The organism is Nocardia albiluteola (assembly GCF_018860155.1).
Classification (GTDB): Bacteria; Actinomycetota; Actinomycetes; order Mycobacteriales; family Mycobacteriaceae; genus Nocardia; species Nocardia albiluteola.
Genome location: NZ_JAHKNI010000025.1, coordinates 37815 through 58814 on the forward strand (window position 1 = coordinate 37815; position 21000 = coordinate 58814).

General features: G+C 63.8%; 23 protein-coding genes. 5 read left to right on the top strand and 18 right to left on the bottom strand.

What is annotated here, in order from left to right; all coding sequences use genetic code 11:
• Positions 1 to 34 precede the first annotated feature (34 nt).
• The gene (locus KO481_RS40350; protein WP_215923843.1) at positions 35 to 565 is read right to left on the bottom strand and encodes a cupin domain-containing protein; all 531 of its coding nucleotides are present in this window, start codon (positions 563 to 565) and stop codon (positions 35 to 37) included.
• Positions 566 to 661: 96 nt separating this feature from the next.
• Between KO481_RS40350 and KO481_RS40355 the strand changes: the two genes are divergently transcribed.
• Positions 662 to 1426: a hypothetical protein gene (locus KO481_RS40355; protein WP_215923844.1), complete on the top strand. Its 765-nt coding sequence runs from the start codon at positions 662 to 664 to the stop codon at positions 1424 to 1426.
• A gap of 166 nt (positions 1427 to 1592) precedes the next feature.
• Here KO481_RS40355 and KO481_RS40360 read toward each other — a convergent pair whose 3' ends face one another.
• The 9 genes from KO481_RS40360 to KO481_RS40400 form a co-directional block, all read right to left on the bottom strand.
• Positions 1593 to 2984, bottom strand: coding sequence for an MFS transporter (locus KO481_RS40360; protein WP_215923845.1), 1392 nt, complete (start codon positions 2982 to 2984; stop codon positions 1593 to 1595).
• 31 nt (positions 2985 to 3015) lie between these two features.
• On the bottom strand, positions 3016 to 3384 hold the full coding sequence (locus KO481_RS40365; RefSeq protein ID WP_215923846.1) for an antibiotic biosynthesis monooxygenase family protein: 369 nt from the start codon (positions 3382 to 3384) through the stop codon (positions 3016 to 3018).
• A 129-nt stretch (positions 3385 to 3513) separates the two neighbouring features.
• The gene (locus KO481_RS40370; protein ID WP_215923847.1) at positions 3514 to 3708 is read right to left on the bottom strand and encodes a ferredoxin; all 195 of its coding nucleotides are present in this window, start codon (positions 3706 to 3708) and stop codon (positions 3514 to 3516) included.
• Entirely contained in the window at positions 3708 to 4910 is a 1203-nt protein-coding gene (locus KO481_RS40375) for a cytochrome P450 (RefSeq protein WP_215923848.1), read from the bottom strand. The genes KO481_RS40370 and KO481_RS40375 overlap by 1 nt, the downstream gene beginning before the upstream one ends.
• A 61-nt stretch (positions 4911 to 4971) precedes the next feature.
• Positions 4972 to 6156, bottom strand: coding sequence for a cytochrome P450 (locus KO481_RS44590; RefSeq protein WP_215923849.1), 1185 nt, complete (start codon positions 6154 to 6156; stop codon positions 4972 to 4974).
• Positions 6153 to 7310, bottom strand: a complete 1158-nt coding sequence (locus KO481_RS40385) for an NAD(P)/FAD-dependent oxidoreductase (RefSeq protein WP_245402227.1) — start codon at positions 7308 to 7310, stop codon at positions 6153 to 6155. The genes KO481_RS44590 and KO481_RS40385 overlap by 4 nt, the downstream gene beginning before the upstream one ends.
• A gap of 131 nt (positions 7311 to 7441) precedes the next feature.
• Entirely contained in the window at positions 7442 to 8065 is a 624-nt protein-coding gene (locus KO481_RS40390) for a pyridoxamine 5'-phosphate oxidase family protein (protein ID WP_215923851.1), read from the bottom strand.
• A 122-nt stretch (positions 8066 to 8187) separates the two neighbouring features.
• Entirely contained in the window at positions 8188 to 8994 is an 807-nt protein-coding gene (locus KO481_RS40395) for a MarR family winged helix-turn-helix transcriptional regulator (protein ID WP_215923852.1), read from the bottom strand.
• Between the two features lie 245 nt (positions 8995 to 9239).
• Positions 9240 to 10076, bottom strand: a complete 837-nt coding sequence (locus KO481_RS40400) for a fumarylacetoacetate hydrolase family protein (RefSeq protein ID WP_215923853.1) — start codon at positions 10074 to 10076, stop codon at positions 9240 to 9242.
• A gap of 384 nt (positions 10077 to 10460) precedes the next feature.
• Here KO481_RS40400 and KO481_RS40405 point away from each other — a divergent pair, with 384 nt between their 5' ends.
• The 4 genes from KO481_RS40405 to KO481_RS40420 all read left to right on the top strand — a co-directional run bounded on the left by KO481_RS40405 (position 10461) and on the right by KO481_RS40420 (position 13229).
• Positions 10461 to 11546, top strand: a complete 1086-nt coding sequence (locus KO481_RS40405; protein ID WP_215923854.1) for an S-(hydroxymethyl)mycothiol dehydrogenase — start codon at positions 10461 to 10463, stop codon at positions 11544 to 11546.
• Positions 11543 to 12172: an MBL fold metallo-hydrolase gene (locus KO481_RS40410; protein WP_215923907.1), complete on the top strand. Its 630-nt coding sequence runs from the start codon at positions 11543 to 11545 to the stop codon at positions 12170 to 12172. Before KO481_RS40405 ends, KO481_RS40410 begins: the two co-directional genes overlap by 4 nt.
• Positions 12173 to 12239: 67 nt before the next feature.
• Positions 12240 to 12914, top strand: a complete 675-nt coding sequence (locus KO481_RS40415; RefSeq protein ID WP_215923855.1) for an RsbRD N-terminal domain-containing protein — start codon at positions 12240 to 12242, stop codon at positions 12912 to 12914.
• 114 nt (positions 12915 to 13028) lie between these two features.
• Positions 13029 to 13229, top strand: a complete 201-nt coding sequence (locus KO481_RS40420; RefSeq protein WP_215923908.1) for a helix-turn-helix domain-containing protein — start codon at positions 13029 to 13031, stop codon at positions 13227 to 13229.
• A gap of 106 nt (positions 13230 to 13335) precedes the next feature.
• Here the strand turns inward: KO481_RS40420 and KO481_RS40425 are convergent, their stop codons facing one another.
• From KO481_RS40425 to KO481_RS40460, 8 genes are all read right to left on the bottom strand, one after another.
• Positions 13336 to 14037, bottom strand: coding sequence for an MBL fold metallo-hydrolase (locus tag KO481_RS40425; RefSeq protein WP_215923856.1), 702 nt, complete (start codon positions 14035 to 14037; stop codon positions 13336 to 13338).
• Positions 14038 to 14065: 28 nt separating this feature from the next.
• On the bottom strand, positions 14066 to 14371 hold the full coding sequence (locus KO481_RS40430) for a Dabb family protein (protein WP_215923857.1): 306 nt from the start codon (positions 14369 to 14371) through the stop codon (positions 14066 to 14068).
• Positions 14372 to 14374: 3 nt separating this feature from the next.
• Positions 14375 to 15301, bottom strand: a complete 927-nt coding sequence (locus KO481_RS40435) for a VOC family protein (protein WP_215923858.1) — start codon at positions 15299 to 15301, stop codon at positions 14375 to 14377.
• A 12-nt stretch (positions 15302 to 15313) separates the two neighbouring features.
• Positions 15314 to 16186, bottom strand: coding sequence for a fumarylacetoacetate hydrolase family protein (locus KO481_RS40440; protein WP_215923859.1), 873 nt, complete (start codon positions 16184 to 16186; stop codon positions 15314 to 15316).
• 40 nt (positions 16187 to 16226) lie between these two features.
• Positions 16227 to 17843, bottom strand: coding sequence for a bifunctional 3-(3-hydroxy-phenyl)propionate/3-hydroxycinnamic acid hydroxylase MhpA (mhpA, locus tag KO481_RS40445; protein WP_215923860.1), 1617 nt, complete (start codon positions 17841 to 17843; stop codon positions 16227 to 16229).
• A gap of 522 nt (positions 17844 to 18365) precedes the next feature.
• On the bottom strand, positions 18366 to 18941 hold the full coding sequence (locus tag KO481_RS40450) for a cupin domain-containing protein (protein ID WP_215923861.1): 576 nt from the start codon (positions 18939 to 18941) through the stop codon (positions 18366 to 18368).
• Positions 18941 to 19681, bottom strand: coding sequence for a hypothetical protein (locus tag KO481_RS40455; RefSeq protein WP_215923862.1), 741 nt, complete (start codon positions 19679 to 19681; stop codon positions 18941 to 18943). The genes KO481_RS40450 and KO481_RS40455 overlap by 1 nt, the downstream gene beginning before the upstream one ends.
• A 315-nt stretch (positions 19682 to 19996) precedes the next feature.
• The gene (locus KO481_RS40460) at positions 19997 to 20833 is read right to left on the bottom strand and encodes an IclR family transcriptional regulator (RefSeq protein WP_215923863.1); all 837 of its coding nucleotides are present in this window, start codon (positions 20831 to 20833) and stop codon (positions 19997 to 19999) included.
• Between the last annotated feature and the right edge of the window lie 167 nt (positions 20834 to 21000).

Here is a 21000-nt window from a genome sequence, read left to right on the forward strand (position 1 = left end):
GCGTGCAGCCGCCCGCCTGTTCCTCGATCGCTTGTCAGGCCTGAACCCAGCCGAGCGAGGCGAGGTCCAGTTGTGAGGCGACGGAACCACATTCGTCGCAGGTGCGTACGGTGACGTCGGCGTTGTAGTTTGCGCAGGCTCGCTGGTAGTAGGCCAACGCCGAAACGTCGTTGTCGTGGTCCCATTCGTAGCGCCGCAACTCGCTGCCGCAGTTCGCGCAGTACCATGACGCGCCCTGGCGACCGGCCTGCAGGGCCTGGTAGCGGATCGTTACACCCTCCTCGACGGGCACGATCCGGTGTGGTGTGCCCGCGGGAATGTAGACATGGTCGCCGACGCCCATCCGGAACCGGTTGACCGAGCTGTCGTGCAGATGCACGTCGACGGCCCCGGAGAGCTGGCTGAGCACCACGTCTTTCTGGCAGATCAGGTGGAACGGCTGAGCGACCCGATTGCGCGAAAGGTAGATCTGCGGATCGGTGTCGGCGGGCAGTACAGCAGCGTCGGCATAGTCCCCGAGCTCGCTCGCGGCTTGGAACGCGTGCAGCATGCGACGACGGTTCACTCTTGTCCTCCTCCGACCGAAAACCTAAAGTATCACCATAAGGAACAGTGTTTACGATTGTGACACCACCGGCAGGCGCCGACAAGAGGAGGACGTATGGACCAGGCTGTCGTCGATCAGGTCCAGCTGGCGGACACCAAGCAGATCCAGCCGCCCGATCCCGATCGCGAGCCCCTCAAAGCGAACGTGTTCGAGCGAATGGCCAAAGGCGCCGCCCAGCTCATGCCGCTGTTTCCCTACGATCACCCGGGAGCGATCGTGCCCTGCGGCAGCGTTCTGATCGGCGGTCCCGAGGAATCGTATGGTCAGTTCTTCCACTGGAACACGGTCTCCGAGGTCGTCGTCTGCTACGGTTCGCACAATTCAGCGCTCGCGCCGGCGCAGATCATTGCTACGCGGAATCTGCACGGCGTCAATTCGCGACTGTCGGACGAACGCGACCCGGACGCTTTCGCCGTCATCATGGTCACCCAGCATCAAGCCGAGGACGGTGCGCAGGCGGAGGCGATGATCGCGCGCTGCTCGAACTGCCATGCCGAAATCCTGCGCCACGACTACGACTCCACGCCGCCGAAGCCCGAGGACAGTCGGCAGATCGGAGTTCGCCAGTTTCCGACCACTGTCGGCTCCGCGCGGTTCGCCGAGCTGCGCAACACCGATGAAATTCGGGCCTGCTCGGAGTGCGGGTACCGCAACGAGCCCTTCCCCACCGCCGGATGGGGTTGGAGTCGACAAGTCAAGCAGACCACCGCCGCCAATGCCGCGGAACATGCATTGCGCCGGGCGGCGAGCGCTGCTGCCGCCCCAACCGATCATCCAATCGTCAACGCTGGCGCACCTGCTCCTGAGCCCTCGTTATAACGCGATATCGCGGACCGCATCAACCACAACTCCGAGCAGTTCGGCGAACTGCTCGGAGTTGCGGGGTCCCACCGGCCCGCAGGACCTCGGCGACATAATCAATCTGTATTAACAACCGAATTCGATGCGGACTGCTTTGCGCCGCACCGGGCTGCGGCAATCCCTGTCATCGCGGACGAGCTGTGCAGTTCCGTTCAGAGCTGGTTAGCTGCAGCCCCACCACGGGGGACGAGGCCGGACCGACCCGCCGATCGGCGCCATCTAGGACAGGCCGCAGTGCCAGGCCGGTCGCCGCAGCGACCATGACCGGCAGGGCGGTCAGGAAGTAGATGCTTTGCGGCGAGAACACCGCCAGCAGGTATCCGACCAGGATCGGGGCCACGATCGAGCCCAGCCGCCCGACACCGAGCACCCATCCGGTCCCGGCTGAACGGGACCGCACCGGATACGCCATCGGCGTTGCCACGGCAACCGCTGTCACTGCGCAGTTGACTGCCATCCCCACCGCCGCGGTTAACACAATCGCGACGGTGGGGACGGTGAACAGCGCGGCGAACCCAGCGATGATCACCGCAGCCGCCACCGCCGTGGTCCACAGCACGCCAGAGAGCCGGTACCGCAGCGTGGCGGCACCGAGCAACACCGATCCGATCACGCCGCCGAGGCTGAGCAGCAAACCGGCCGCCGTGGCCTGCCCGGTGCTGCCGCTGCTGACCTTGACCAGCTGCGGAGTCCAGGTGTTGAGGAAATACCAGGCCGCCATCAGCATCGCCTGTGTCACCGATAGCAGGACTGTAGTGCGCCACGCGCCGGCGGCGAACAGCCCGGCCGGCGGCGGATCCAGTGGCGCGGCAGCGAGTGCACCGTGAGCGCCGGTACGGTCGGCCTCGATGCCGAGTCTGGTGGCGATGGCGACGATTCGGGCGCGAGCGGTTTTCGTGCCGACCGAATACAGGTAGTCGACCGACTCCGGCACCCAGATCACGATGGCCGACAAGGCCAAGCCGGTCAATGCCACACCGACGACGAAGATCGCCCGCCAGCTACCGCCGCAGAGCGTGACAACCGATGCACCGATCGCACCACCGACGAGTGCTCCCAACGGCATTCCGGTCAGGTAGATGCCGGTCACCAGGCCGCGGCGCTGGTCGCTGGAGTACTCCTGCACGATAACCACCAGGCTCGGCACGAGGCCGCCGATGCCGAAGCCGGTGATCGCACGCGCAGCGATCAGTACCTGCACGTCGCCGGCCGCCGCCGACCCGACCACCCCCACCAGAGTGACGGTCAGCGCGCAGATGACCAGTCTGCGACGACCCACCCGGTCGGCGATCGGCGCCAGCAGAAAGGATCCGGTCGCCATACCGGCCAAGCCGCAGCTGAGCAGAAATCCCCTGGCTCGGTCGGAATCGACGAAGCCGTGCGGGAGGCGCGGCAAAACGAACCCCATGGCGAACACATCGAAGCCATCGACCGCGACCGCGAACAGGCAGATCGCCACGACGGCCCACTGGTATCGCGTCATCGGCGATGTACGCAGCAGTTGCCGGATGTCCACTACCGGCCCTCTCCACGTGATCACCGGGCGGTCAGGCGACACAGATTCCGGGGACGGCGATCTTCTTGTACAGGTGCGGCGCCGCGGTGCAGGATTCGGGGTATTTGGCGATCATCTCCTGGAACTCCGGGGTCTGGAACGCCCGTGCGATGTTCTGCACGCTCTCCCAAACCGCCACATTGATGTAGCTGCCGCTGCCGTCTATACCCTTGTGCAGCTGCGCCGAAATACAGCCATGACTCATCATGAAGGTACCGTCGTCCTTCCACAGCCGCAGGAACTCCTCCTCGTCGTCCGGCTCGACGTGGAATACGTTGACGAGGACTATAGGACCCTCCTCCTGTGAGGCGAGCTGTTGGAAGAACGTAGTGCTCTTATCCAATTCAAGTAGTTTCACCATGGAATTTTCCTTTTCTGATCGAAATTATTAGATTCCGGTTGGTTGTCACAGCGACTCGAGAGTTTGCAGCCGCAGACTTCGCAGTGACGGATGTGCGACAGAATCACAGTCGTCGGTACCGCCGAAGCCCTACTCCGACAACAGCTTCAAGGCCGCAACCGGGCAACTGAGCACAGCGGAATTCACTGCAGCCTTGTCCGACTCCGACACCCTTTCCTCGAGGACCGTCAGATCACCCTCCTCATCTACTGAAAAGAATGAGGGGGCAGCAGCCTCGCACATGGCGTGACCTTCACAGCGGTTTCGATCGAGTTCGATCTTCATCAAATCTCCTCTCCATTGATCCAGACGGGGACCGCATTAATCCGCCTGGTCAGAATTCCTCCGCACTTCTCCCACGTAGCATCCGGCGTCAGCCGCATCGCAGGATAGGCATCCATGAGTGCGCCGATCGCCAATCGGGCCTCGATCCGCGCCAGCGGCGCCCCGATACATGCGTGGATTCCTCTTCCGAACGCAAGGTGCGCGGCGGAATCCGGTCGATCGATTCGGTAGCTTCGCGAATCGTCACCCCACCGCTTCTCGTCGTGATTGGCCGATTGGATGTTCAGATAGAGCTTCTTGCCCGCAGGAATCGGACATTCGGCGAGGGTGACATCCTCGATCACCGACCGGACCATGAATTGCGCAGGCGAGTCCAGGCGCAGTGACTCCTCGATCGCATTCGGCAACAACGACCGATCGGCCACCACCGCCGCCCACTCATCGCGATTCTCGAGCAGTCGATAGAGGCAGTTGGCAATCAGCCCGCGAGTTGTGTCGGTCGCAGCCACAACGAGCTGGAAGAGATGACAGACGACATGGAGTGTCGGCAATTCCTCCTCGCCTGCTTCCTCGAAGCAGAGGTTGTCCAGCACATCCTCATGACGATCTTCGGGGTGGGACCGCCGCTGTTCGACCAGTTGCGCCAGGAACCCCATCAGCGAGGCGAACTCGGGCAAGCCGTCCGTCGGTTCCGGTACAACACTGACGATGACGTCGGCCCAGCCCTGGACTTCGCGCCACGCAGGCTTCGGGATCCCGATCAGCGCATAGAGAACCGCAGCGGGAATGAAGTGCGCATAGTCCGCGTACACATCGACGCGACCGGAGTCAGGAAGCGCCTCGACTGCGTTGCGGACGATACTTTCGACCTCGGGCGTGAGCTTCCGCAGACGCGCCGGCGCCAAGTTCTTCAGCAATCTGGTTCGCAGTATCCCGTGTTCCGGTTCATCCGCCTGGGTTATGAGGGTGATGGGAGTCTGCACGTCCTCGGCGCCCACCGTGAAGTTACCGCGGCTCGAAAAGTGTTCGGTGTCATCGAATACTGCTCGGACAAGATCGTCGGTGTTCGCGGTGTAGAGAATATCGCTGACCCTACCGACGGGGCATCCCCTTCTGGATGCCTGCATGAAGTCATCGGGATCAGGGATATGCGCGGGATTCAGCGGATTGAAAAATTCATCCGAGTCCACGGGAGTTGCCATGTCGTTCCTTTCCATTCACCCGAGAAAACTCGGGATCGAGTACCTGGACCGCCGGGAGATGTCAGCTGGCGGTCACAGTGACCGGCAACGACTCCAGGCCGCGCAGAACGTTGTTGAAGTGGCGGACCGGTGTCCCGGCCTCGATGCGTGCGACCTTGGCAAGCAGCGCGCGGAGGATTGCCTCGCCTTCGAGAACCGCGAGAGCCTGACCGGCGCACCCGTGCAGGCCATAGCCGAAGGCGAGATGGTCGATATTGCTGCGCTGGACGTCGAAGCGGTCGGCATCCGACCACTTGCGCTCGTCTCGATTTCCGGAGCCGTAAAGCACAGCCAAGCGGGCGCCGGCAGGTACCGTGACGTCCTCGGCCACCCAATCGACGCGCGCGGTGCGCCCGAAGACCTGGACCGGCGATTCATAACGAAGGACCTCTCGAAAGGCCTGCGGAACGAGAGAAGGGCTGCTCCGCAGCACATTCCACTGATCCGGGTGCTCAGCCAGCAGCCAGACCAGGTGACCGAGTGCATGCACGGTGGTGTCCATCCCCGCGGTGACGTAGGTCATCACCAGCCACGGTGCGACCTCGGCCGGAATTCGGCCAGCATCGACAGCGTCGTACACGGCCCTTCCCATACTCCCTTCCGCCAGAACGTCCCGGTTGGCGCTGACCATCACGTACTCGGCCAATTCCGCCAGCCTCGGGACCGCGGCGAGAGTCCGGTCGTTTTCCGGGCCGAAGCAATTGAAGTTCGCGTCGATCAACTCGAGCAGCGGTTCCCGCCCGGACTTCGGCAACCCGATCAAGTCACCGACGATCTCGACAGGGAAACGGCGCGCAAGATCGGCCACCGCGTCGAACGAGCCCCGAGTGAGCAGGCGATCGACAATTTCTTCGGCGCGCCGGTTGATTTCTGGTTCCAGATTCCGGACCCCTCCCGGCGCCAGGCGAGAAGACAGGACGCTCCGCAGCGCGTCATGCACCGGTGGATCCGCCCGGATGATTCCTTCACCGATGTAATCGTTGAACGGCTTGTTCAACGAGATGTCCACAGAGGAGAACGCTTCCCACTCACCGAGCACGTGACGAACTTCTCGATAGCGGGCAACCGCGAATACATCGTGTCGATCCAGGTAAACCACCGGCCCCGCGTCACGAAGTGCGCGAAACTCGGAATACGGCGCGGCCATGACCTCTTCGGAGAAGAGATCGACATCAAAGTGTGGAATCGTATCTGTAGGCGCGTTCACTGTGCATCTCTTCGAGCGTCCGGATTCCGGGCCAGTCTGGTGAGTTTCGGCGCTGATATCGGAAAATTCACCGCGGCGGCGGTACCGAAGCCCACGTTTCCATCGGCCGGTGGCCAGGCCAGCAGGACCCGACGATCCTCGAACGATCCGTCGATCACCATGGGCTCACCGCACGGAGGCAGCTGCCCGGCAAGTCGGATGCGGAGCCCGAAGACCTCGGTCCAGAAGAACGGAGCCGCAGCGCCGAGCCGGGCTTCAGGCTCGCGGCCGAGTAGTGTGGCAGCCGCGATCGTGGCCTGTGCGGACGCATTCCACCAGTGCGGACTGCGAGTGTGCCGGCCGCCGCCGCTCGAAGTGCTTGTGACATCGCCGGCCGCGACAATGCCGGGAGCAACCCGGCAATCGCTGTCGACAACTACGCCACCACTCAGGGCGATACCGCTGCCGCGTAGCCACTCGGTATTCGGGACGTCGCCGACCGCCGTGACGACCACATCTGCTTCGGCGAGCACGGACCCGTCCGCCGACTGCACCCGATCGACCCCGCGGTCGGTAGGTCCGAGTTCCACACCGCCGGTGGAGACGCGGATCTTCACCCCTTTCTCGGCCGCGGCGGTCAGAACCATATCCGACAGCCGGGGGCCGAGACGGCCGGCCAATGGAGTGATTTGATCGACCACCGTGACCGTCTTACCGAGGCTCGCGGCAGTCGAGGCGATCTCCAAACCCAGGAATCCGCCGCCCGCGACCGCTACATCGCGAGCGTCCTGGAAGCGTTCGCGGAGCGCGATAGCATCGTCGAACGTTCGCAAGGTGATCTCATCGGCGTGCTGCGACAACCGACGAGCTCGAGCGCCGGTCGCGATGACCAGGCCGTCATAGCGGATGCTGTCGCTGTCACTCAGCTCGACGCGCTTTCGCTCCATATCGAGACCGACCGCCGTTATGCCACTGACAAGGTTGAAATCGTCAGCGGTAGAAAGAAATACACTGTCATCGGGCTCGGCGCCGCTCAGGACACCCTTCGACAGGGGCGGTCGGGCGTAGGGCCGGTGCAGTTCGTCTCCGATCACGGTGATCTCGCCGTCGAACCCGAGCCGGCGCAGGGCTGCAGCCGTAGCACAACCTGCCTGGGATCCTCCGACCACCACCATGCGACGGAGTCCGCTCACGATGCCGCCGTCACAGAGAACCGGTGAAACTTGTTCTGCCCCATTATAACTCCTGCCATCACTACTTTGATCAATCCGCCGACCCGCGGCGAGGCCGATATCTCACCCGATGGTCAATGTCTGGCTCGCCGGCCGACCGCGACGTTGTAGTCCTCGACATTGGTAATGGTCTTGCCGCCGTCACCGAACTCGAGCAGAACTCGCCACAGCAGCCGAATGCGATTGTCCGACCACAATCCCTCCACCGGCTCGATGCGGTAGAAAACCTGCTGCCCCTGGTCGGGCACCTTGATGTTGTCGTACATGGATGTGTCTGCAGCCCAGGGGAATTGCTCCAGGCTGAGTTCTACAACCCGCTGAATCTCCGCAGGATCGGTAACCAGAGTGGCGCGGCCTTGGATCTGCAGGTAGCGGGTTTCACGCCGGCCCGCGTAGCCGCTGGGCGGCAGATAGCTCATGGTGTAGCTGACATCAGGATTCCGCTGCATTTGCACATGCTTGCGGGTGTAGCTGAAGGTGTGCGTGTAAACGACGAGTCCGTCGCTGGCGAAGTGCATATACGACGCCGACGGGCGACCGTCAGCATCGATGGTGGCGAGAATCCCGATCTCTTCGGTCCGCAGCAGTTCGATGATCGCCTCTTGAACCTCTGCCACAGACGGCTCGGGACTGGGCATCATTGCCTCCAATTGAGGTGCGATAGAAACGTTTTGGAGACGGAAGTGGGTGGCCGTCATACCGGGGTCGATGAATGCGACCCTTGACGACAACTGTGGGCGTCATCACTTCACGGGTGCAATGCCGTTCCGCTGTGCAGAAATCGCGGGACATCTCGACAAAGAAGCGACTGCTGCGCAGGTCAGGGGTGCACCACTACGGTCAACTGTCGCATCAGCTTTATGAAATGCGGCGATTGCACGTCGGTCAGCGGGCGGAGCAGTTCACGTTGCACGTTTCGCACCGATGGCGTGTGCGCCAGGAGCTCGCGACGTCCCTCGGTCGACAACCGCACCGTGTTTCTACGCCCGTCCACGGCATCGCGAGCGCGGATGACAAGCCCGCGGGCCTCCAGGCGGGCGATGACGTCACCGCCGGTCGACTTGTCGAGAGAGGTGAGGCGCCCGAGCATGCGCTGGTCTATCAGAGGGTGTCCATCCAGCACCAGCAGCACGCTGTACTGAACGGACGTCAGCTCCGTGGACACCAGATTCGTCCACAACAAGGTGTGCAGCTGTTGGGCTCGACGAATCAGATGCCCCGGCGCTGTATGCAATCGCAGCGCGGGTAGGCGCAGAGGCCATCCCGGCACGGGTGCATTCACCGCGATATCCGCAGTGCCGCTGGGCGGTTCACCGCGGTAGGCGACCTCACGGAGAAGTCCGAGCAAGTCCTCGCCGTCGTCGAAGGACAGCGGTTGAAGCAGTTGGTGCTGCACCTCGACCACAGCCGGCGCGGCCGTCAGCAACGCGACTCGGCCTTCGGCTGTAAGCCGAGCCAAAATCCGGCGGCCATCGACACGATCACGACGTCTGGCCACCGACCCCCTGCGTTCCAGACGACGCAAAATGTCGGCGGCAGAGGCCTTGTCCAGCGACATCAACTCGGCGACGGTCCGCTGGTCCGCCTCCTGTTGTTGTCCCAGCACAAGAAGTACGCCGTACTGCACGGAAGTCAGCTCTCTCGGCGACAGCTGCTGCCATGCCGCAACATGAGCCTGTTGAGCACACCGAATGAGATGCCCCGGAGTATTCATCAACGCAGGCAGCCCACCCGGTTCCACCCTTGTACCTTCCGTCTCCGGCAAGGTAACTCATCACCTCGCCTCGGTAGTCCCCCGTTTCCGGACCTGAAGTCTACGGGGATCCGACGGCCCAATTGCCGCTGTGCAAGGGCACTCCCACATCATGCCGGTCAGACCGGGCACCGATTGGCCCCCGAAGTCGGGCACGCAATCGTGTGGTCGGCGGCCACTCGCGCCGTCAGAGGCAGGCCGATGCCGGAGAGTTCGAGCCGGATGTCGTCGCCGGCCGCGATCGGCCCGACACCGGCGGGAGTGCCCGTGGTGACCACGTCTCCCGGATAGAGGGTAGTGACGGACGAGGCGTACGAGATCAGTGTGGCCACACTCCAGATCAGGTCTGCGGTATTGGCCTGCTGGCGCAGCTCACCGTTGACCCAGCAACGCAATTCGACATTGCGCGGGTCACCGAACTCATCGGCGGTCACCAGGACCGGTCCCATGGGAGTGAAGGTGTCGAACGACTTCCGAGTCGAGCGGTCCTCCCCGCCGCGCATGGTGATATCCAGCAGCCCCGTATAACCGAATACGTAGTCGAGAGCTTCGTCTTCGTCGACCTTGCATGCGGTCCGGCCGATGATGACCGCGAGCTCGCCCTCCTGGTCGAATCGCCGGTCGTGATAGGGCAGCTGGATCGTGCCGCCCGGATCGAGCAATGACGAAGGAGCCTCGAGGAAGAACCCGAGCGCACCGACCTGGGCATCGACACTCATCTCGACCTGATGGTCGCGGTAGTTCACGGGTGCGGCGATGATCTTCGACGGATCCATGACAGGGGTCCTCAGTGTGGCGTCGCGCAACAGGGTCACATCGGCACGCAGTGGCGTCGGCCGCGCTCCATCCCGGGCCCAGCGCTCGATCACCGTCCGCATGCTGCCGGCCAGCGGGATGATCTCGCCATCCCCGATCAAGTGACCTACTCGACCATCGTCGTAGGAAACCAATCGCATGTCGTGTTCTCCTGACCAGTCGGCCGAGCTGCGCGGCCCACTACCAAACTAGGATGTATACGTACTATATTTCTCGTAGCATATCCGCTGAGCAGGTGGTACATCCCACGAGATTAGTCCGTATACAAACTTTTAGACTCTGCGCCACACACGTGCCGCACCTGGCCCGACACCGAAGAAGGGACATCGTGACCGAGTACACGCCAACGGGCAGGACCGCTTCGCCCACGCGGTCTCCGACGGCAAGGGCCTCACCTTCGGCTGAGACAGCCCATACAGCCCTCCCGGGTTGCAGCGCGTGACACTCCGTGTGCCGCGTTCGTGGGCTCGAGCTCTTTTCCGCCCCGGCGTGGGGCGCGTTCGTGTAGTTATGAAAGGAATTGCGTGTCTCAGATAGTGCGCGGCGTCATCGCCAGGTCGAAGAACGCTCCCGTGGAGATGACCGCGATCGTCATCCCTGACCCAGGCCCGGGCGAGGCGGTGGTTACCGTGCAGGCGTGCGGCGTGTGCCATACGGATCTGCACTACCGCGAGGGCGGCATCAACGACGAGTTCCCGTTCCTGCTCGGGCATGAGGCCGCGGGCATCGTGGAATCCGTGGGCGAGGGCGTCACCGATGTGGAGCCCGGCGATTTCGTCATCCTCAACTGGCGCGCGGTGTGCGGTTCCTGTCGCGCCTGCCGCAAGGGCAAGCCGTGGTACTGCTTCTCGACATTCAATGCGGCACAGCCCATGACGCTCACCGACGGCACCCCGCTGACCCCGGCGCTGGGCATCGGTGCGTTCGCGGAGAAGACGCTGGTGCACGCCGGCCAGTGCACGAAGGTGGATCCGAGCGTGTCACCGGCCGCCGCGGGACTGCTCGGCTGCGGCATGATGGCCGGCCTCGGCGCGGCCATCAACACCGGCGGCGTGAGCCGCGGTGACAGCGTGGCCGTGATCGGTTGCGGCGGTGTCGGAAACGCGGCCATTGCGGGTGCGCGGCTGGCAGGCGCGACCACCATCATCGGCGTGGACATCGACGAGCGAAAGCTGCAGTGGGCCAAGAGTTTCGGTGCCACACACATTGTCAATGCGACCAACGACGATACGGTGGAGCAGATTCAGGAGCTCACCGGTGGCTTCGGCGCCGATGTGGTGATCGACGCGGTCGGCCGCCCGGAAACCTGGAAGCAGGCCTTCTATGCCCGCGATCTGGCCGGCACCGTGGTGCTGGTCGGCGTGCCCACGCCGAACATGACGCTGGACATGCCACTCATCGACTTCTTCTCACGCGGCGGCGCTGTGAAATCCTCCTGGTACGGCGACTGTCTGCCCTCTCGCGACTTCCCCTACCTGATCGAGCTGTACAAGCAAGGCCGCCTTGACTTGGATGCGTTTGTGACCGAGACGATTTCGCTGACCGACGTGGAGTCGGCCTTCACCAAGATGCACCACGGCGAGGTGCTGCGCTCGGTGGTGCTGTTCTGATGGCACGCATCGACCACACCGTCACCACCGGCACCTTCAGCCTGGACGGCGAGACCTTCGACGTCGACAACAATGTCTGGGTGGTCGGCGACGACCTGGAATGCGTGGTCATCGACGCCCCGCACGATGTCGACGCCATTCTGGACGTGATCGGCGCACGCACGGTGCAGGCCATCCTCGCCACCCACGCCCACGACGACCACATTCGGGTCGCGCCCGAATTGTCCAGGGCCACCGGCGCTCCCGTGCTGCTGCACCCGGACGACCTGGTGGTCTGGCGGCTCACCCACCCGGACATCGATCCCGACGGCGAGTTGGCCGACCAGCAAACAATTGCGGTCGCGGGTACGACATTGCGCGTGCTGCACACCCCTGGGCATGCGCCGGGCGCCTGTTGTTTCCATGCGCCCGACCTCGGGGCGGTATTCACCGGAGACACTCTCTTCCGGGGTGGCCCCGGAGCCACCGGCCGGTCGTACTCCGATTTCGATACCATTATCAATTCGATCCGCGGCAAACTACTCGAGCTGCCTCCCGATGTGAAGGTCCATCCGGGCCACGGGGAGTCGACAACCATCGCCGCCGAGACGGCGCACCTCGCCGAGTGGATCGAGCGCGGACACTGAGCGCTCACTGCATTGAGGACGCTAGGCGCCGGTGGCGGTGGCTATGGGCGGTGACACACTGTCAGGGTTGACCGGTGAGACAACTGCCCTCATCGCGGCTGGCGCCGACCGTTTCCAGACCCGCCTGGCGAGTCTGGAGCGGGAGATTACCGAGGCGATCGTGGCGGAGATTCCGATGCTTGCCGCCGAGCCCGTGGCGATCGCCAAGCTGCGCGTCGGCATGGCCGCCAACCTGCGGCAGCTGCTGGTTCTGATGCGCCAGCACGATGATCGGCTGCTACCCGGTGTGCCGCCGGACGCCCTGGACAATGCGCGGGAGCTGGCCCGCCGGGGTGCCGGAGTCGAGGTGGTCCTCCAGGTGCACCGGGTGGCCCAGCGGGAGATCTGGCGGCACTGGATGGACGACGCGGTCGCGGGCTCCTCGCGCCGCCTGATCGCGGTGCTGGACCGGTCGCTGCAGGTACAGCCGGGGTATGTCGATCACGTGCTGAGCCAGGCGCTGGCGGAGCTGCAGCGCGAACGAGACCCCCTGCTCAGCGGCGATCTCGCGCGGCGCGGCGAGATCGTGCGCTCGATACTGGGCGGTGCGGTGCCAGGCGACGGCCTGCTGGCCCGGCGGCTGCGATACGACATCCACGGCCGCCACACCGCGGTGATCGTGTGGGCCGAGGACGGTGCCGAGGACGATCTCGCGTCGGTGGCGTTACGGTTGCTTCCAGCGCCGGCGCGCCGCCACCGCTGACGGTCGCAGCGGGCACGGCGTTGCTGTGGGTGTGGATCGCCACCGCAATTCGTCACGGCCACACTCGGCCCGCTCGCCGCGGAATCGGGCACGGCGCAACGACTTCGGGAAACACTGCGGATCTATCTGGCAGAGGCGGACCACGCGCCGCGGACCGCTCGGCGGCTGCACACCCATCGCAATACCGTTCTGCAGCGAGTTGCCCGCGCCACCGAACTACTGGGCTATCCGCCGGGCGAACGGCGCTTGACGGTAATGCTGGCCCTGGAACTCGACCGTTGGGTGCGCTCACCGACGGGAGCTGTGCCGGAGTAACTCCCAGGCGTTATGTGCAGCGGCACATGCCGTAGGCGAGCAACTGCTCGGCCCGATCCTTCAGGGCGGCGCCGGCGGCTGAATCCAGCACCCCGAGGAACCGAGTTCAGGCGGAGATGTCGTCACCTGTGGTTATGGAAAAATACTGCGGCACACCATGTTCGAGCACGACAATCTCGGTACCGTTCGGGGCCAGATTCTTCAGCAGCCCGCAATGCATGTTCTGGTGGATTTCGGCCAGGCCGGCCTGGTGGATCGGTATCGCCACGCGTGGTGCAACCGCACGCAGATAGTCGATGCCCTCCCCGATCTTCATCCACGGACCACCGATGGGCAGCAGGAGAACGTCGATGGGTTGCGCAGGATTGTCGAAGGCGTCACCGGGGTGTAGCAAGCCGCCACCGAGGATGAAACCGAGGTTGTCCGAGGGCGGCAGCGCGGAGTGGATACAGGCGTGCTCACCGCCGACGACACGGATGTCAATTCCTCGGACCGACCGTTCGTCGCCCGATGCTACGACATGACTTGCAGAGCCCGCCGCATCCTTGTGTCCTGCTTCCGCCAGCACTCCGGCACTATGCGTACCGAGCACCAGTTCGGCAGTCGGGTTGTCCGCAAGGAGCTGCGAAAGCCTGCCGACATCAAGATGATCCGGATGGCTGTGCGTGATCATGATCAGATCGAGATCGCGAAGCTGCTCGAAACCGCGTGAATAGGTACCGGGGTCGAACAACACCCGGCGCTGTGAACCATGCGCGTCGGAAATCTCGGCGTAGACGCACGCGTGGCCGTAGTGGGTAATTTCCATGTCAGGCTTCCTCCCAGTCGAACTGTGATCAGGCGGTGGTGGACAACCTGAATTGCACCGCCGAGCGTGATGTGACGAACGGACGGAGTTGCTCCACCAGACTCAGGTGGTCTGGGTGTTCCAGATATGCGGCCAGCGAGTCCTCGCCGTCGAATACCGCGCTGATCGCGTACGACACATTGCCAGGTCGCAGTCCGAGGTCACGCCCGTGCCGATAGGACACAACACCCGGAAGCGACGAGGACAGGGCATCGAGCCCCTCTTTGAGCGCGGTTATTATCTCTTCGGGCAGGTCGTCGCCGAAGCCGAAAGCCACGACGTGGGCCAGGCTCATGCGTTATCCCTTCGTGGAGTGGGCACCGGTCATCAGTGCCGCGAGGTCGTCGGGTTCGAGGAACGAGGGCGGCGGAGGGGGTCCCCACGCGTACAGACCTTGCAGCCCGTGCAGAACCTCCGGGCTCCACAGCTCGTCCTCCGGACAGGTGTCCATGTCCGAGTAGTATTCGGAAAAGTTGCCGGCGGGATCCTTGAGATACCAGAAGAAGTTGGCGCCCGCGTAATGACGGCCCAGGCCCCAGATGTGACGCTCCGGGTGGTCTTCCAGCATGCTGAAGGCACCCCGGCCGACTTCATCGATATCGTCGACCTGCCAGCTGGTGTGATGCATGAAATTGACCGGAGCCGCCATCACCAGGACGTTGTGGTGTTCGATCGAACACCGCAGAAACGCCGCCTTGTCACCCATGTAGTCGCTGACTTTGAATCCGAGGCCGTCGACGAAGAACCGCATCGTGGTCTGCAGATCCGTGGTGCCGATAACCGCGTGCCCCAACTTGCGCGGCCGCACCCGGTCGGTGCGGGAGATGAACGGAGCTCTCCCCCATCGGTCGATACGCCCGGGTCCGTTGTAAGGCGTTGGCAATACGGGCGGTGCAATGACAATCCGCGGCCGGACAGCGACTCGAACCACAGTTCCGGTGACCGGTTCCACGGCCCGCACGGAATCGAGTTCGGATCGGATGATAATTCCGAGCTCGGTGAGTTTGCTTGCGACGGAGCCGATATCGTCCGCATCATCGGCGGCGATCGACAGTTCCACCAAGCGTCGCTGCGGCGCATGAACAAGTTCGAGCTGTTCGCCGCCGTTGACCGTGGCGAACCGACCAGCTCCGAGCGGTTCGAGTCCGAAATCGGTGTAATAGCGGATGGTTTCGTTCAGGTTCGGTACGCCGATGGTGACCTTGCCCAGTCCGTGCAGTGCCATGATTCTGTTCCTTTATTCGGCGGCTACGAACTTCTGATGCAGCGTCCCGATGCCCTCGATCCAGGTATTCAGGCTTTCACCCGGCTGCAGGAACCGCTGGGGCTCCCGGCCGACGCCGACACCGGCCGGAGTCCCGGTGAAGACCACATCGCCCGGGTACAGCGTCACAGTCTGCGATAGACCCGAGATAAGTTGTGGCACAGGGAAGATCAGATCCCGGGTACGCCCCTTCTGGACGTCCTCGCCGTCGATCGAGCAGCCGATCTCCAGGTCGTCCGGATTATCCAGCTCATCCGGAGTGACGAGCCAGGGCCCCTGCGGCGAGAATCCCGGGAACGACTTGCCCAGGCCGAACTGCGGTGCCGGACCGCGCAACTGCGATACCCGCTCCGAGATATCCTGGCCGACCGTCAGGCCGGCCACCGACTCCCAAACCTGACCGGGCTCGGCTCGGTGTAGCTCCCGCCCGATGACGACAACGAGTTCGACCTCCCAGTCGACGTTGCCGCCCCTGGGCAATACGACAGTGGAGTAGGGGCCGCTGAAGCTGGAGACGTACTTCGTGAAAACCGGCGGGAGGTGATCGGGGGCTTCGAATCCGGATTCCGCAGCGTGCGCTTGGTAGTTCAGTCCAACCGCGAACACCTGCCGAGGTGCCGGTGAGGGCGCGCCCAGCAGCATACGATCCAACGGGAAGGAATGTGCTTGCAGCACATCAGCGGACACCGTGGACGCCCATTGCTTGAACTCGTCCCACTTGGCGAAGATCCGAGCCGGGTCGGGACCGAAACGCCCAGCCGACACCGCCACGATCTCCGCCGCCTTCTCGGCGCCGTCGGCACCGAGTACGAAGACCCCGCGACCGTGTAGGTTCGCAATACGCATAGCAGTAGTTCTCCTCGAAGTAGTGGATTGAGTCGGGCCCTCAGGCAGCACCGGGAGCCGGCACCGTCGCGACGCCATTGCGCATGCGGGCCGTGTACCCGGCAACGAGTTCGGGCGCGCCGGCCACGCCCGGAGTGGTGCCGAAGATGTAGTGATCGGGCCGGATCAGCACCGCGGCAACACTATTGGCGTCGAACCAGCGTCCCCACTCGCCGGTGAAGTCGCGGAGATCGGAATTGCCGTTCGCCGCTACCGATGTTGCGATGATGTCGAGCTCTGCGAGCGTCTGCTGTACCGACGCGCTCAGCAGCTGCCCGGCCGGCTGATCGGATGCCAGCAGCAGGACCGCACCATTACCCGTAGCGATGTCGAGTAGTTGCGGCGAACGGTCGACTTCAACGGCGAACTGCGGGGCCAGAGTGCCACTCAGCGCGCAGTCCGCGAGAACGACCCCATTCCCCAGAACCGGGCGGGCCGCCACCGGCAGCACCTTCGCAGGGTCGGCGCCGCCCGCGATCATGCGCGCATCGCGCTGTGCCGCCTGCTCGGGGTCGAGTACGCAGATCACCTTGCCGAGCTCCACGGACATCGCGATCGCATGCTGCAGGTGAAGGCTTCGTTCACTGGTGTAGGTGTCGAGCAAGGCGGGTTCCGCGACCCCGCGCAGCACGCGATCCAGCTTCCACGTCAGGTTCGCCGCATCGCGCAGTCCCGAACACATGCCCTGGCCGGCGAAGGGAGGCATCTGGTGGGCGGCATCCCCTGCGATGGCGAGTCGTCCCTTGACCCAGCTCTCGGCCCAGCGGGCGGCAAAGGTGTACATCGCGTGCCGCTCGAGGCGTGTGTTCTCCTCGGTTCTTCCCCATCCACCGAGCAGCTTCCACGCTGTTTCGCTCGTGCCGAGGTCGGCAGGGTCCTCGCCGGGCAACCGCATGAACTCCCAGCGTCGACGCCCGGGGCCGCCGGAAACGATCGTGGTCGGGCGAACCGGGTCGCACAGCTGCCAGTTCATCGGCAGCCATTGCTTGTCGTCGGTGGGGATGGTGTCCACGATCAGCCAATCGAAAAAGAACCCCTGGTCCTCCATTGCGACGCCCATGCGACTGCGCACGAAACTGTTCGCGCCATCGCACCCGATCACGTATCGAGCGGTGAAGGTCCGGGCGACCTGTGTGGGCGACACGACTTGGCCAGGCTTCGCCACTCGGGTGTCACCAGCCGAGACAACGACCCGATCTTGGTGTTCCTCGATGTCGATGACGTCGGCGCCACGCACCAACTGCACGGTGGGCATGGATTCGACGGCGCGCGCGAGCACCTGTTCCAGCTGCGGCTGGGAGAAGAAGTTCGCGGTTGGCCAACCGTTGGGCCCGGTCCCGGACCAGTCGATTCGCAGTAGCGCCTCGCCTGCGGCGTTGCGCCATTCATAGAAGTCCGGCACGGGTTCGGTGATGGCTGTGACCTCGTCGGCGAGGTCCATCGACTGGAACACCCGGCCGATCTCGTCGTCGAAATGCACCGCGCGGGGCAGCGGATAGGCTTCGGGCCAGCGTTCGACCACGACGACGTCGTGCCCCAGCTGCCCGAGCATGCGTGCAGTCGCCAAGCCGACCGGGCCGGCGCCGACAATCACCACGTCGTGATGTGAGTTCTGCATGAATCCTCGCTACGGGAGACACCCGATGGGCATAATTGAGCCCTATTGAGCATGATTAATACGACTAGATTTGCCCGGCTTGCGCGTTTTGTCAAGCCAACGGGCGAGATTGATCAGGTTTGATTCGCCGCCGAGGTCATCGCCAGGTTGGCCGAAAGTGCTTCGGCCGGCGCACATCTGGGCACGAAAGTGGAGCCGCAACGGCGTTGCGGAGTCGGCGAGAGCACCTTCAACGCAGCACTCCGCATCCTGCAGACACGCAGGGTGATCGCCGTCCGCTTCGGACCCTCCGGGGCGTGTTCGCAGCGAGACCGAATCATATTGTGCGACTGGGTAATTCACTTCTCTCGCTGGATGCCACCGAAGCAGATGGGGCCGACGCGATTGCGACAAGCGGCCACCGACGACGGGGGCGGGAGACCGGTCGCGGGCGATGCAGCTGATCGATCAGCAACGCATTGCCGCTGTCCCGCAACCGAATCCGCCAGGTTGAGTCAAGCGTCCAGCCTTCTGGGTCTGCGGTCAAACGGTCGCGGAACCGGCGAAATCCCCGGCAGGGCCCGACACGACCAGATCATCCCAGCCCAGGGCCGCGAGGTCGATTTCGTCGGCAACCGTGCCACACTCACCGCACGTACGCGCCACCGTGTCGGAGTTGAACCGTGCGCACGCTGTCGCGTACACGCGGTTGGCCTCAGCGACGTTGTCGTGCTCCCACTCCAGTCGATACAGGTCCGCACCGCACTTTTCGCAGAACCATGCCGCCCCCTCGGCGCCGAGCTCGAGTGGCACGTACGACAGCATCACACCTTCCTCGATCGGCTCGATACGATGTGGCGTTCCGGCCGGCACATAGACGTTGTCACCGGTCGTGAGGGTGAAGTAGTTGACGGAGCTGTCGTGCATCCGGATCACCGACCGGCCCGACAGCTGCGCGATGACAGTGTCGTGGCTGTAGAGGTGGTAGAACGGTTGCGGCAGCCAGTTTCTCGACAGAGCGACCTGCGGGTCCACGTCGAGGGGCAGCACCGCGAGATCAGCGTAGTTCCCGATCTCGGCCGCGGTTTTGAAAGCCGACAGCATACGACGACGTCCCATCAGAGCTTCGCCTCCTTCGCAGCCTCGGTGAGCGCTCGGTGTGCCGCGTTGGCGACCCGGGTCTGGCCGACCATATTCGCCCACCGCCAAGCCTCGGTATTGTGCGGCGGATTGACATGACCGCAGTTTTTGCAGGTCCGGCCCTCTTCGGAGTTGCGTATCACCGCGAACTCCGCCGAACCGACCATGGTTGAGAACTGCCGGACCACATCGTCTTCCTGGCCGCCGAACTGCGTCGGGTCGAAGTCCGGCGCGCCCTCCGCGGCGGCGGAGTACGCGTGACGGACGATTTCCTTCTTACACTTCTGGCATTTACCGACCATCGCCTCCTCCTGCCCGGCCTCCGTCGATTGCACCTGGGTGACGGTGACGAGGACGAACGCCTCCGGGTTCTTCTCATCCCGCAGGAACGAGTTGACGCCATGGTATTTCTGGGTCGCCATGATGGAACCGCTGTCGAGCATCGCCTGGTTCGACCCGTAGGTGACCGCTACTTCGGAGACCGTATTGGCATGGAAGAAGTGGCCATGGTTCTTGTCCGGCCCGCCCCACATCACCGCGCCACACGGCACGACGGAACCGGCGTCTTCATAAGGAAACAGCGGCATCAGTTGCGCCGCGGCCTTGGCCATGCGCTCGTAGACGCTGACCTTGAGCGGCTCCTTCCTACCGGTGGGCCCGGGAATACGCCGAGTCGCACTCAGTTCCGGAATCCTCACCGCCTCGACAACTTCAGTCATCGTTTCGACTCCTCGTGCTCTATATGAACCCCGGGTTACCGACACCCAGGCGACGATCGGGTTGCAGCCGCAGCCCTGAAGAACCCCTCGCGGGGAAGAGGACGTGATCGCCACCGTCACGCATCAAATGTGTCATCATGCGTGACGGTGACCCACATCACGGAACAACTGTAGCAGCGTTGGCGAACGTGATGCAAGCAGCGCAAAATCCACAAAGGCCAGGACAAGCAGCTACCAGACGGCCGGATAGCCAGAAAAACAACGCCCCGGGACGCTGGTCGCGTCCCGGGGCGTTTGACGATGTGCAAGAAGCGATCAGCCGAAGCTGGCTCCGAGTTGCTTGGCCGTACGCATCGCGGCCGCGCCTACCTCGCGCTCCCATTCGGCATTGGTCCGCGCGCGCGGTGCCGTGACCGAGATCGCCCCGCGCACCCGACCGTCACGGTCGCATACCGCAGCGGCCACCGCGCCGACATCGGGTTCACTTTCACCGTCGTTGACGGCATAGCCACGTCGACGAATCTCTTCGAGCTGCTCGCGCAGCACGGATTTACTCTGCACCGTCGCCGCGGTCGCCGGCTCCAGCGCCTCGTCCGGGTAGATCTTGTCGAACTCGCCTTCGTCGAGTTGCGCCAGCATGGCCTTGCCGCCGGCGGTCGCGTGCGACGGCAGTGTCCACCCGATACGACTTCCGGTGCGAACCGTCTGCTCACTTTCGACGCTGTCGATGTACACGACCTCCGCGCCGCGTTGCAGACCCAGATGGACCGTTTCACCGGTTTCATCACGCAGACGCAAGAGGGCATTGCGGGCGACAACCCGGATCTCGATGTTCTGCAACACAGCCAGACCGATGTCGATGAGCGCGGGCCCCGGTTGATATGCGCGCGAGAATTCGTCCTGCTCCACGAACTGGTGGAAGCTCAACGTCGTCAGCATCCGGTGGACCGTCGAACGCGACAACCCCATGGCGCGACTGGCCTCGTTGACCCGGATCTTCGGATTCTCATTGAACAGAGCCAGCAACCGCAGCACGTTGTCGACCGCACCGATCATGCCCGACGGACGATCCACGGAGGTGTCATCGGCAGACCTGCCCATCGCTTTCGGCATCGTCTCACCCGCAAAGCCATCGATCCCCTCGGCACCCATTGCTACACGGTATCCCACCCGGTCACACCACCCTTCACCATCGACAGCCCGGAAATCGATCGATGACCCGGATGTCATACCAGCCCGTCGAGCAAGGCCGAGCCGGCAACGATCGGAGGACAACCAACCTACCCTACTGTTCCTTGATACGGATCAGCCATCCCCTA